Origin of the sequence: Flavobacterium sp. C3NV (assembly GCF_046825355.2) — a bacterium.
In the GTDB taxonomy this organism is placed as follows: Bacteria; Bacteroidota; Bacteroidia; order Flavobacteriales; family Flavobacteriaceae; genus Flavobacterium.
In genome coordinates this window covers 1-12,739 of the sequence record NZ_JBKQBJ020000006.1, presented here as the reverse complement: position 1 = coordinate 12,739, position 12,739 = coordinate 1, and the positions used below count along the sequence as shown (strand labels likewise).

At 32.3% G+C, this 12,739-nt stretch carries 13 protein-coding genes; 2 read left to right on the top strand and 11 right to left on the bottom strand.

Annotated elements, in window-relative coordinates:
- Positions 1-5: 5 nt before the first annotated feature.
- Positions 6-671, top strand: a complete 666-nt coding sequence (locus ACIDC4_RS10175) for a response regulator (protein ID WP_412044490.1) — start codon at positions 6-8, stop codon at positions 669-671.
- A gap of 346 nt (positions 672-1,017) precedes the next feature.
- Positions 1,018-2,277: an asparagine synthetase B gene (locus ACIDC4_RS10170; protein WP_412044491.1), complete on the top strand. Its 1,260-nt coding sequence runs from the start codon at positions 1,018-1,020 to the stop codon at positions 2,275-2,277.
- On the opposite strand, the gene ACIDC4_RS10165 is transcribed toward ACIDC4_RS10170, so the two are convergent.
- The 11 genes from ACIDC4_RS10165 to thrS all read right to left on the bottom strand — a co-directional run bounded on the left by ACIDC4_RS10165 (position 2,278) and on the right by thrS (position 12,377).
- Positions 2,278-3,081: an endonuclease/exonuclease/phosphatase family protein gene (locus ACIDC4_RS10165; RefSeq protein WP_412044492.1), complete on the bottom strand. Its 804-nt coding sequence runs from the start codon at positions 3,079-3,081 to the stop codon at positions 2,278-2,280. It lies immediately after the preceding gene.
- 121 nt (positions 3,082-3,202) lie between these two features.
- The gene (locus ACIDC4_RS10160; protein ID WP_412044493.1) at positions 3,203-3,457 is read right to left on the bottom strand and encodes a hypothetical protein; all 255 of its coding nucleotides are present in this window, start codon (positions 3,455-3,457) and stop codon (positions 3,203-3,205) included.
- Positions 3,458-3,538: 81 nt separating this feature from the next.
- Positions 3,539-4,207, bottom strand: a complete 669-nt coding sequence (locus tag ACIDC4_RS10155; protein ID WP_412044494.1) for a DNA-binding transcriptional response regulator — start codon at positions 4,205-4,207, stop codon at positions 3,539-3,541.
- Positions 4,208-4,217: 10 nt separating this feature from the next.
- Positions 4,218-5,993: a tetratricopeptide repeat-containing sensor histidine kinase gene (locus ACIDC4_RS10150; protein ID WP_412044495.1), complete on the bottom strand. Its 1,776-nt coding sequence runs from the start codon at positions 5,991-5,993 to the stop codon at positions 4,218-4,220.
- Positions 5,990-7,726: a tetratricopeptide repeat-containing sensor histidine kinase gene (locus ACIDC4_RS10145; protein WP_412044496.1), complete on the bottom strand. Its 1,737-nt coding sequence runs from the start codon at positions 7,724-7,726 to the stop codon at positions 5,990-5,992. The genes ACIDC4_RS10150 and ACIDC4_RS10145 overlap by 4 nt, the downstream gene beginning before the upstream one ends.
- Positions 7,727-7,880: 154 nt before the next feature.
- Positions 7,881-8,315, bottom strand: coding sequence for a carboxymuconolactone decarboxylase family protein (locus ACIDC4_RS10140; RefSeq protein WP_412044497.1), 435 nt, complete (start codon positions 8,313-8,315; stop codon positions 7,881-7,883).
- Positions 8,316-8,393: 78 nt separating this feature from the next.
- Entirely contained in the window at positions 8,394-8,966 is a 573-nt protein-coding gene (locus ACIDC4_RS10135) for a Crp/Fnr family transcriptional regulator (RefSeq protein WP_412044498.1), read from the bottom strand.
- Positions 8,967-9,115: 149 nt separating this feature from the next.
- Entirely contained in the window at positions 9,116-9,460 is a 345-nt protein-coding gene (gene rplT, locus ACIDC4_RS10130) for a 50S ribosomal protein L20 (protein ID WP_041515545.1), read from the bottom strand.
- Between the two features lie 101 nt (positions 9,461-9,561).
- A complete protein-coding gene (rpmI, locus tag ACIDC4_RS10125; protein ID WP_022827375.1) occupies positions 9,562-9,759 on the bottom strand; it encodes a 50S ribosomal protein L35 in 198 nt (65 codons plus the stop codon).
- A 97-nt stretch (positions 9,760-9,856) separates the two neighbouring features.
- Complete coding sequence (infC, locus tag ACIDC4_RS10120; RefSeq protein ID WP_072964996.1) at positions 9,857-10,408, bottom strand: translation initiation factor IF-3; 552 nt, start codon at positions 10,406-10,408, stop codon at positions 9,857-9,859.
- A 22-nt stretch (positions 10,409-10,430) separates the two neighbouring features.
- Positions 10,431-12,377, bottom strand: coding sequence for a threonine--tRNA ligase (thrS, locus tag ACIDC4_RS10115; RefSeq protein ID WP_412044499.1), 1,947 nt, complete (start codon positions 12,375-12,377; stop codon positions 10,431-10,433).
- Between the last annotated feature and the right edge of the window lie 362 nt (positions 12,378-12,739).

Below are 12,739 nucleotides of genomic sequence, written 5' to 3'. Positions count from 1 at the left end.
TAAAAATGAGTGCCGCTATTAAAATTGCTTTAGTAGATGACGAAGTTTTATTCCGGAAAGGAATATCTTTTTTATTGCAAAGAGAAGATAATATCGATATTATTTTTGAAGCATCAAACGGAGAAGAACTTCTGTCTAATTTAAATGACAGCATAATCAAACCAGATATTATTATGATGGATTTGAAAATGCCTGTTCTTAATGGTGTCGAAGCCACCAAAATAATCCGAAAATTATTTCCTGAAATTAAAATAATTGCTTTAACCAGTTATGATACAAAATCGTTTATTGCAAACATGATTCAGGTTGGGGCTGTTGCTTACTTAATCAAAAATACAACGCCAAAGGATTTAATTCACACTATAAATCAAGTTGCAAAAAAAGGTTTTTATTATAGTGAGAATGTTCTAAAAACAATTCAGGACACCATTATTTCGACTAAAAATTCAAAAGGAAATTTAGAAACAAGTTTTCTTTCTCCTCGCGAAATAGAAATTCTTCAGCTCATTTGCCTGCAAAAAACAACCACAGAAATTGCTGAGCATCTTTATTTAAGCCCGCGAACTGTCGAGGGACATCGTAACAATTTATTACTAAAAACAGAATCCAGAAATATTGCCGGATTAGTCGTGTACGCGATTCAAAACGAAATTGCAGTTTTAACAATTTAAAATCTAACTTGTCAAAAACTGAATCGAAAGTACGTAATACAAAATTATTGATAAGACAAGTAAGCATAAAGCTATTTTTTGCATTACATTCATCCCCTTTGGTTGGTTATTACTATCATTAAACTTCATGGTTTTTGGTTTTTCATTGATTAGTTTGATGACTCGGGACAGCAAATGTAACAATAATATATTTTTATGAAATAGGTGTTTCTACCTGATTTTGAGAAAAATGCACCTATGATTTATTTTTCATAAACCCTTATTTAACATTAAAAAAAGTATAAAACCCGCATATCTGTTGTGTTTTTAAAAGCTTACTTTATATCTTTACTAAAATAATTTTCTAATGAATAAGAGTTTAGTTTATATTTTCATATTTCTACTTTCATTTACAGCAAAAGCTTCGTTTATCTTAATTCCGATGGACGAAACCACACAACAAAACCATCTCAAAGCATACGGAATAACTTATTGGTGCTTAAGTAAAGATTATAAGGCAAGTTGGTTGCTTAATTATCGTGGAGGTTCATTTTTGTTGCCTGATGCTGACGAAATTCGTAAAGAATGCAAGATTCGCGGAGTAAGCTTTGAAGTACTTTCGGATACTGAAGAAGCCTCTATTTTAAACGACATCTCTAGTCCGTCACAAAATATGGAATCGGTTATTCTCGAAAAAGCACCAAAAATTGCTGTTTATACCCCAAAAGGAAAACAACCTTGGGATGATGCTGTAACATTAGTTTTAACTTATGCCGAAATTCCTTTTACTCCTATTTATGATGAAGAGGTTTTAAGTGATCAATTATTGCTTTATGACTGGTTGCATTTACATCACGAAGATTTTACCGGACAATATGGTAAGTTTTATGCTGCATATAAAAATACACCCTGGTATATAGACCAAAAAAGAGATGCCGAAGCTTTAGCTGCAAAATTAGGTTATAGTAAAGTATCACAAGAAAAAGGAGCGGTTGCAAAAAAAATTCGGGATTTTGTTATTGGCGGAGGATTTATGTTTGCGATGTGTTCTGCAACAGATAGTTTCGATATTGCACTTTCTGCCGATGGTGTTGATATTTGCGAAGCTATGTTTGATGGTGATGCCAGCGAATCTAATTACCAATCAAAATTAAATTACGGAAATTCATTTGCTTTTAAAGACTTTACATTAGAAAGAAAACCCGAGGTATATGAGTTTTCAGATATTGATATGACGGCTAAGCGCAGAATCCCGATGGAAAAAGATTATTTTACCTTAATGGAATTTTCTGCAAAATGGGACCCAATTCCAAGTATGTTGTGCCAAAATCATACACAATTAGTAAAAGGATTTATGGGGCAGACAACGTCTTTTGATACATCATTGATAAAATCGAATGTTTTAATAATGGGAACCTGTGAACTTAATGGCGAATCACGATATATTCATGGCGAGAAAGGAAAAGGAATGTTTACTTTTTTTGGAGGACATGATCCTGAAGATTTTCAACATCAGGTAGGAGATCCACCCACAGTTTTAGATCTGCACCCAAACTCTCCGGGATATCGTTTGATCCTGAATAACGTTTTGTTTCCTGCCGCAAAAAAGAAGAAATTAAAAACATAATTACTTCAGATAAAATTCGAACCAAATAGGAATATGATCCGATATTCTTCGCGCTTCTTTTAATGAATTAAAATTTTTGTAAAACGGAACTATACCAGAATTCATAAATTCTATAATACTTGTTTTGTAAAACATATTATCAAATTCAGAAGCGAGGCAAATATTGTTTTTGCATTGCTGTTTTAATGTTGTTTTTTGATTTTGTAAAATAGGAGAGTACCCCATTTTTTTTAAAGGATTAAATACCGTGTGGGATTGAGGGCAATTAAAATCACCTAAAAATACTAAATTTAAATTAGGGTATTCAAGAGGAAGAAATTTAAAGTATTTAATTTCGGTTTCTGGTTGTTTGCTCTTGGTAATAGCGTGAAAATTAACCAGAGTAATAGTCTTTTGATTTATTTCGAAAGTTGCAAAATAAGGTTCCCTGTCAATTTCCAGATGATACTTTTTTTCTAACCAGGCATTTCCTTTTAGTTTGATTTTGCTGGTTTTCCAAAGAAAAGCATAACGCTCTCTTTTGTAACTGCTGCTGCTTGTCGGATCACTAATAGAATAATCCCATTTTGTGCCTTTTTCATTTAGTAACATCGCAAGTTTAGCAACAGCTTGTGAGCCGCCATATCCTGCAACAACTTCCTGAATCGCTACAATATCGTAATCTAAGATAGTGTTGGCGATAAAATTTAATTCAGATTCTGATTTAGATTTTCCAAAGTTTTCTAAATTCCAGGATAGGATTTTAGTTTGTGAAAAGGTGAGAACGGTAAAAAATAAAAGAACAAAACTTAAAATATATTTCATGCTATAGGTAAAAATTCAAATATAAGCATTTAAAATTTTTAGACGCGTGGTTTACTTTAGATGAAATTGATTTGTATAGATTTCGTTCATCGTAAGGAATATATTGTGAAGAAAATATAAATTATTCTTTTTTATACCTGTTTTTTAAAGCAGTTCCTATGATGATGATTTGCAAGACAAGAAGAGCGGGTATGAAAATAATTTTCCAGTCTATTTCAAGCCAGCCTGTTTTTTCAGAAACAAATGCAAAACTTAAGGATAGAAAAAGACAAAGTAACATGGTTTTCATAACGATTTTATTTTGAGTAGTATTAATTTTTGAGATGAACATTCGCTGCAAACTCTTCCCTGAATTACTTTTATATTTAGTTTTCATTAGGTGGTTAATAAATTCTACACAAACTTAAATCTATAAAAAATCATTTCCTTACGGGATTCCGTAAAAAGGTTATAAAATTTACACTAAACCAAAATCTTTTGCAATTGCAATTAGATGTACGTTATTGTTAGCTTTAAAGTATATTTTCAATTTATTGATGCGTTTCTCGATACTGCTGGTTCCGTTTGGAGTTATTGATGAAGCTTTAAACTCACTCGAAATATTTTCCAGAATATAACCTTTAGCCAAAAGCTTTAAAATCGAAATATCATAAGATTCAATTTCAATCAATGCTTTATCATTAAAACTAAAAGATAAATCTGAAGAAAGAATTTTTTCCTCGTTTCTAAAAGTACCTTCAATCGCTTTTCTTAATTCAGTAATACTGTTTCTTCCTTTTGAAACATATGCATTTATGCTTAAATCATAAAAAAGAGATTTTATACGATACGACTTATCCTCAATAGAGAATACTATTTTTTTTAATTTAGGCTGAACTTCATTTGCTGCTTCAATAAGTTCTTCGCCGCTCGAAAGTGTGATATTACGATGATCAGACTTAAAAGATAAATCGCTTATGAGTAGATCATAAGGCTCGTTTTCAAGCAATGCTTTTTTTATTCTTAATAAGCCATCATCGCAATATTTCACATGATCAATGGTTTGAACTTGTAAATCTTCAAGTACCTGAATAACGGCTATGCTTATACTGTCTAAATCTTCGGCAACTAAAACTTTTTTGAACATATAATGGTGTTTACAAAGGAAAGGTGAAACTTAATCTAAATCCTTTTTCTGAATTGTTGTCAAAAATAATATTTCCATTTATAGTTTTAATACGGTTTTCCACATTTTGCAATCCATTTTTAAAATTTGGTGTACTATTTTTCGTTCCAATCCCGTTGTCGTTATAAATTATCGTCATGGTTTTGTCATTTATTTTAAAATTAATACTCACTAAAGTTGCCTGACTGTGTTTTTTCATGTTGAAAAATAGCTCCTGTAAAATTCTATAAAGCACTATTTTTTTGTTTTTTTCGATATCATGCCATAAAATAGAGTCAAAACCGTTTAATAAAATATTCAGTTCAGGAGTTTTAAATCCCGAAATCATCTCTTTTAAAGCGCTTGCATAATGTTTTCCCGTAGAAATAGCGCTATTTTCTTTAGAAATATTTCTTGTTCTTGCGTAAATAGCATCAAGGCTGTTCAACAATTTTTCTTTATTACCTTCATTTGTCAAATCAATATTTTCTGCAAATGTCAATGTCTCGTAAACATCATGAGTCAGTTCGGCACTTAATTGATTCGAAATACGTAGTTCACTTTTAAGAACCGCATCATTTTTTTCTTTCTTTCCTTTAATAGTTAAATAACAATAAAGAAATAAACTGAACATGGTGGTAAAAAAAAGAATGATGTACGAAATAATATTGCGATTTTTTTGTCTTTCTAACTGCAGCTCATTTTTTACTTTTTCTGCTTTGTAGTGCAGATTTTCGTCTTTGTCTTTTTTAGAGTAATATTTAATTTCGGCAAATTGATTTTTGGCCGTTTTTCTGGCTTTTTCAATACTATCAGCGAGTTGAATAAATTTAGCAGAATATTCTTTTAAATTTTTCCCCTCACTAGTCTTCGCTAGTAATTTTAAGCTCTGAAGTTTGTTAGATGCATCATTTAATTCATTCGATAGCAAGTAGGCTTTTTTTGCATAAGGCTGTGCTTTTTGAGGATTGCTTAATTGAAAATATTCAGCAATGTGCAAATTAGTATATAAAAGAGCATAGCTATCTTTTAATCTTAATTGTATGGCCAGAGCTTTTTTATAGTACTCAATAGCTTCCGGTTTACCCTGCTGATGGTAACAGAGTCCTACATCATCTAAAATTCTCGCATATTCATAATCATTTACGTACTTATTATTTTTGCAAATTGTTTTAATTTTTGATAAAGGAACCAATATGCTTTCTGCAAGCTTTACTTTTTTCTGCCTTAGATATATTTGAGAAATACTATTAAGAACAGTTATCTTTCTAAACGAACTGGTTTTAAGGTGTAATGCTTTTTGATAGTATAAAAGAGAATTTTTATAATCGTATGTATAATAATAATTGGCACCAAATTGTTCATAGACATTTGCAGCGAACCTTGGTTTTTTTATTTTTTTTAAATGCGGAAGTGTTTTTGTTAGTAATATTTCACTAGCAACAAAATCACCCTGCATTTGTTCAATTGCAGCCATGCAGGTAAGCGCATACACATATTCTATGTAATAGATATCAGTATCGCAGAGTAATTGCGCTTTATTAAAATAATCGTATGATCCGTTCAACTCGTAGGAATCGAAAAGAATATCTGCTTTATTAAGTACTTTTCGTATCTCAGATTTGTTATGATTTCTTTTAATAACAGATTCATGTTTTGGTGATTTTAATAAATAAATTACGCATCCTAACATTAAAAAAATGAGAATTGACAAAGAATATTTTAAAAATGTTTTATTCTGAAATGATTTGAAAATCTTTTTTATCATAACAATGGCATTTTTATAAAGACTTTAAAACCTTTTCCGGGATCTGAATCTATGTCGATCTTTCCTTTTATGGAATGAATTCTGTTCTCAACATTATGAAGTCCGTTTTTAAAAGATAGTTTTGTTAGGTCGGCACCTTTTCCATTATCGGTATAATTGATAATAATATTTTTTTCTTTTTCTTTAAAATTAATTTCTACTAAACAAGCATTACTATGTTTTTTCATGTTTACAAGTAGTTCCTGAAGTACTCTGTAGACTGTTGTTTTTTTATTTCTATTTAGAGTATTCCAGGAAATTGTTTCCAGATTGCTTAGAATAATGCTCGCGTTTGAGGTATTAAATCCTAAAATCATTTCTTTTAAACCTGAAACATAATTTTCATCGGTAATAATAGAGCATTTTTCTTTTGATATATCTCTGGTTCGCGAATATATAATATCAAGATTATTTAATAAATGTTCTCTGTTTTCAGTTAGTGCAAGGTTTTTGTTTTCAACGAATGCCATGGTATGGTAAATATCGTTGGCAAGTTCATCATGTAATTTTTTAGCGATTCGGGTTTCGCTTTTATAAGTTGCTTCAATTTTTTCTTTCTTTCCTCTCGAAGTGAGGTATAAGTAGAGTACTATTATTAAGCTCAAACTAAGTACAATAATAATATACGCAATTATATTTCGGTTTTTCTGCCTTTCCAGCTGTAGTTCGTTTTCTGCCTTATGAGTTTTAAGTTTTAAATTTTCGTCCTTTTCTCTTTTAGAATCATATTTTACGCGCGCAAATTGATTTTTGACTTTCTGCCTTACTTCAAAAACACTGTCAACGAGATCGACATACTTCGTAGAATATTTTTTCAATTCTGCGCCAGAACTATTTTGGGTAATTAGTTTTAGTGAAGATAATCTTTCATCAGCATTATTAACAATGGTGAATTGATTGTAGCTTAACAGCATGTATTTTTTTGCCAGGGCAGCATTTCTTTTTTCATAGAATTTTGCCAAATGAAGATAGCTTTTTCCTAAATCAAAAGGGCTGCCTTTCTCTTGTCTTATTTCAAGGCTTTTGTTTAAATAATAAATAGCCTTTTCAAAGTCGTTTGTTTTAAAATAGCAAAACCCAACATTGTCTAATGCTTTAGCATAAAACAAATCATCACTTATTACTTCTTCTTTTGTAATTAAGGAAAGAAAGATTTCCAGAGACTCTTTGTATTTCTCTTCTTCAATCAAAATGACGGCAATGTTATTTTGAGCAGCTAGATTTCGCCATGGAACAGTTTGTAGCTGTAAAGCCTTTTGATTGTATAATGTTGCATTTTTATAGTCATATGTGTTTAGGTAATTAATACTTAAAATAACATAGCTATTCCATGTATATTCCGGGTTTTTTATATATTTTAGATAAGGTAGTGCTTCAGTAACTGTAGATTCGCTTCCTGCATAATCACCGTGACTTTGCTGAATGTCCGCCATTCTGTTTAAAGTACTTACGTAGCTTACAGCATCAGTTACGGGATGGCAGATAAATTTTACTTTATTATAATAATAGAAAGCGCTATCAAAATCATTATTATCATAAAAGCTATTGGCAACTTTAATTAGTTTGTCAATTTGTGGTTTTGTACTTTTTTGATTTAGAGTTTTATTGCTACTCTGTTGGCAGGAAAAAAAGACCAGAAAAGTAAAAATTATATAGAGAAAACTGCGCATTATATCTGTGGTATCATGCGCCAAAAATAAAGAATTTTAATTCTTAAAAAAGAGTAGAAATACGGTATTTTGTGTTTATTTGATGTTTTGTTTTCTAATTGATATTCAGTGTTATAAGGGCAATAAGTCTTTATTTGTAAGTATTGCCCGAATATATCTGCAGAATTTATTCCTGAAATTAAACAGCTCTCATTCCTGTTGCTATGGCAAGTCTGTTCCAGGAATTAATAGTAATAATGATCAAAATGATTTCTGCTAAATATTTATCATCAAAAAGACGTGCAGCATTCTGATAAACTTCGTCAGAAACATGATTAGTAATCATAGTAATTTGTTCGGTTAAAGCTAATATTGCCTGTTCTTCTTCAGTAAAAACATCTGCTTCACGCCATGCACTTATCAAATAAATACGTTTTTCAGTTTCACCATATTTTTTGGCATCTGCAGTGTGCATGTTAAGGCAAAATGCACAGCCATTTATTTGGGAGGCGCGAATTTTTATTAGCTCTTTTTGTATAGGAGTTACTGAGGTCGTTGCGTTGTACTTTTCTAAATTCATTAAAGCTTCATATGCTTCAGGAGCAACTGTTGGAATAACAATTCTTGGTTTCATTTTACTTATTTTTTAAAGTTTGATACAAAGGTCAGGGATAACTGTTTTAAAAAACTTGAAGTACTTCAAGAAATGAATCTAGATTTTGCCCGCTCTGATTTTACTCATAAATTCTGCCGAGAAATCCAGATAGGAGGCAAGCATGTATTGCGGAACGCGTTGAACAAATTCAGGATGCAAACCATTAAAATGATGATACCTTTCTTCTGCTGACATGGTAAATAAAAATTTGATTCGCATTTGTGCAGCACCAAAAGATTTTTGTGCAACAATTCTAAAGTAACGTTCCAGTTTGGGGATCTGAAACAAAATGGATTCTAAAGTTGATTTTTCTATAGCAATTACCTCTGATTTTTCTACAGCCTGTATATAAAAATGAGACGGAATCTGATTATGATAACTCAGATAATCTGTAATCCACCAATTCTCAATCCCAAACTGAAGCGTTTGCTCAGCTCCTTTATCATTGATGATATATTGTCGCATGCAGCCTTTAATAATAAAGTAAAGCGTGTTACAAACCTGACCTTCTTCTACTACAAGTTCCTTTTTCTTAATAGTGGAGATGTTTAAGCAAGAATCCAGAATATCTATTTCTTCAGAGTCTAATTGTACTATCTTTTCAATATGTTGTAAAAGCGCCTTTTGCATAATGTGTATGATTGTGTAACAAATGTACTTTTAAAATTTAATTCTTAAAAACAAGAATTTCCAAATGATACTAAAAGCAAAAAACCACTCGCGTTAGCGAATGGTTTTTCTATGATAAGTAAGTAATCTAAATTGAGTTTATAAAACGTTTATTTTACTTTGTTAAGTATTGCTTTGAAAGCTTCAGGGTGATTCATTGCTAAATCTGCAAGAACTTTACGGTTCAATTCGATTCCGTTAGCTTTTACTTTACCCATGAATTGAGAATAAGACATTCCTTCCAATCTAGCTCCAGCGTTGATACGTTGAATCCATAATGCACGGAAATTTCTTTTGTTTTGTTTTCTATCGCGGTAAGCGTAGCACATTGCTTTCTCTACTGCATTCTTAGCAACTGTCCAAACGTTTTTACGTCTACCAAAGAAACCTTTGGCTTGCTTCATTATTTTTTTTCTTCTTGCTCTTTTAGCAACTGAATTTACTGCTCTTGGCATAATTTTAATGTGTTTTTGTAGCAGGCGTCCTGAATTAAATCAAAGGAACTTAAAAGCCATACTCCAAGGTTATATAAATAATTTTTTAACCTAAAGAATTATTAGATAATTCTTAATTGTTGTTTAATGCTTTTCATATCTGTTTTGTGAACTAGCGCTGAGTGAGTCAAAGCTAATTTACGTTTTTTAGATTTTTTAGTCAAGATGTGACTTTTAAAAGCATGCTTTCTTTTAATCTTTCCAGAACCAGTAACTTTGAAACGTTTCTTGGCGCTAGATTTTGTTTTCATTTTAGGCATTTTTCCTAGTGTTTTAATTTATTCTTACTTACTTATATCTTTGTTTCAATCTACAGTTTCAAACTCAGGAACTGAATGCTGAAACTGTAAACTGACACTATTTTTTCTTTTTAGGAGCAATGAACATGATCATTCTCTTTCCTTCCAAAACCGGCATAGCTTCCACTTTACCGTACTCTTCTAAGTCTGTAGCCAAACGAAGTAATAAAATTTGTCCCTGATCTTTATAGATGATAGAACGTCCTTTAAAGAAAACGAAAGCTTTTAGTTTAGCACCTTCTTTTAGGAACTTCTCAGCATTCTTTCTTTTAAATTCGTAATCATGCTCATCCGTCTGAGGACCAAATCTAATTTCTTTTACTACAACTTGCGTTGATTTAGCTTTTAATACCTTATCACGTTTCTTTTGTTCGTAAACAAATTTCTTGTAATCCATGATTTTACAAACCGGCGGCTCAGCATTTGGCGAAATTTCAACCAAATCCAATTCGAACTGATCCGCTAAACGTAAAGCTTCTGCAAGCTTAAACACACCTGGTTCGATGTTCTCGCCTACTAGTCTTACTTCTTGTACACCACGAATAAGGTTATTTATTCTGTGTGCATCTTTTTTTTCTACTCGAGGTTGGTAACCTCTGTTGCTTCTTATTGCTATGACTTTATAATTTAAGTTAAACTGTAAAAACTTTTAATGTCTTTTTTATTTCTTCGTTTACAATAGCGACAAATTCATCAATTGTAACTGTAATATTCCCTTTTCCTTCTTGCCCGTGACGACGGATCGAAATAGTTCCGTTTTTCTCCTCTTCCTCACCTACAATAAGCATAAACGGTATTTTTTGCATTTCAGCATCTCTAATTTTCTTACCAATAGTCTCGCTTCGGTTGTCAATTAGGGCGCGAATTTCGTGATTTTCTAGCAAATCTAAAACTTTTTTAGCATATATTTCGTATTTCTCGCTCAAAGACAAGATTATAGCCTGTTCTGGCATAAGCCAAAGTGGGAAATTTCCTGCTGTATGCTCCAGTAAAATTGCTATAAAGCGTTCCATAGATCCAAAAGGAGCTCTGTGAATCATAACCGGACGATGTAATTCATTATCAGCGCCTTTGTAAGTCAATTCAAAACGCTCAGGAAGGTTATAATCAACCTGAATAGTTCCCAATTGCCATTGTCTTCCCAAAGCATCTTTTACCATAAAGTCAAGCTTAGGACCATAAAAGGCAGCCTCGCCATATTCTACAACAGTATTCAGTCCTTTGTCAGCCGCAGCATTGATAATCGCATTCTCAGCTTTCTCCCAATTTTCATCAGAACCAATATATTTATCTCTGTTTTCTTTGTCTCTCAACGAAATCTGAGCAGTAAAGTTTTCAAAACCTAACGAACCAAATACATAAAGTACCAAGTCAATTACTTTTTTAAATTCCTCATCTAATTGTTCCGGAGTACAAAAAATATGCGCATCATCCTGAGTAAACCCTCTTACACGAGTTAAACCATGTAATTCACCAGATTGCTCATATCTATATACAGTACCAAATTCAGCATAACGCTTAGGTAAATCTTTGTACGACCAAGGTCTTACATTATAGATCTCACAGTGGTGAGGACAGTTCATTGGTTTCAATAAAAACTCTTCACCTTCGGCAGGAGTATGTATTGGCTGAAAACTATCAGCACCATATTTAGCATAGTGACCAGAAGTAACATAAAGTTCTTTCTGACCAATATGTGGAGTAACCACTTGCTCGTATCCGGCCTTTTTCTGGGCTTTCTTCAAAAATTGCTCCAAACGATCTCTAAGCGCAGCACCTTTAGGTAACCATAAAGGTAAACCTTGTCCAACTTTCTGGGAGAAAGCAAACAATTCAAGTTCCTTACCTAATTTACGGTGATCACGACGTTTGGCCTCCTCAAGAAGTTCAAGATATTCAGTCAAATCTTTTTGTTTTGGGAAAGAAGTTCCGTAAACACGAGTCAGCTGTTTGTTTTTCTCATCACCTCTCCAGTAAGCACCCGCAACACTCATAATTTTAAAAGCCTTGATGATACCAGTATTTGGGATATGTCCACCTCTACATAAATCAGTAAAAGTAGCATGATCACAAAAAGTAATAGTTCCGTCTTCAAGATTCGAAATCAATTCAGTCTTGTAAACGTTATCTTTATATAGTTCTAAAGCATCTGCTTTACTAACCGGACGCATTTTAAACTCATGTTTCCCTCTTGAAATCTCAAGAACACGGTCTTCGATCTTTTTAAAATCAGCATCAGTGATCTTCTGATCTTCAAAATCCACATCATAGTAAAAACCGTTAGAAATTGCAGGCCCAAGAGTTAGTTTAATTCCCGGGAACAATTCTTCCAGTGCTTGCGCCATTACGTGCGAAGTCGAATGCCAGAAAGCTTTTTTCCCTTCAGCATCATTCCATGTATATAAAATAAGACTACCGTCGGTCGTCAATGGAGTTTCGGTTTCAATTGTTGTACCATTAAAAGACGCAGAAATCACGTTTCTTGCAAATCCTTCACTAATGCTCTTAGCAACCTCCATCGGAGTTATGCCTGAAGCAAACTCTCTAATTGACCCGTCGGGTAAAGTAATCTTAATCATTGTTTATAATTTTGTGAATGCAAATATAACGCATTACAGAAATACATACAATACATATATTCATGTTTATACTATTAATATAAGTAGGGCGGAATCAATTTCCTTCAATCAGTCTGGCTTTTGTCTATATATTATAGTAGAACTGAATTCATAACCCGACAGATTCCAAACTTTTCGGGTTTGTTGCACCTATTATATAAGGACAAGTTTCTACTGTAATATATATGAGCAATTTTCACATACTAATACATAGATTAGCTTTTATTGGAATTTGGAATTTTAAAGATTTGGAATTTAATAAAGATTAGGAGCTATTTCCCGCTGTCCTTCCAATCTTTTGTGGTGAACCCCACCACAAAAGG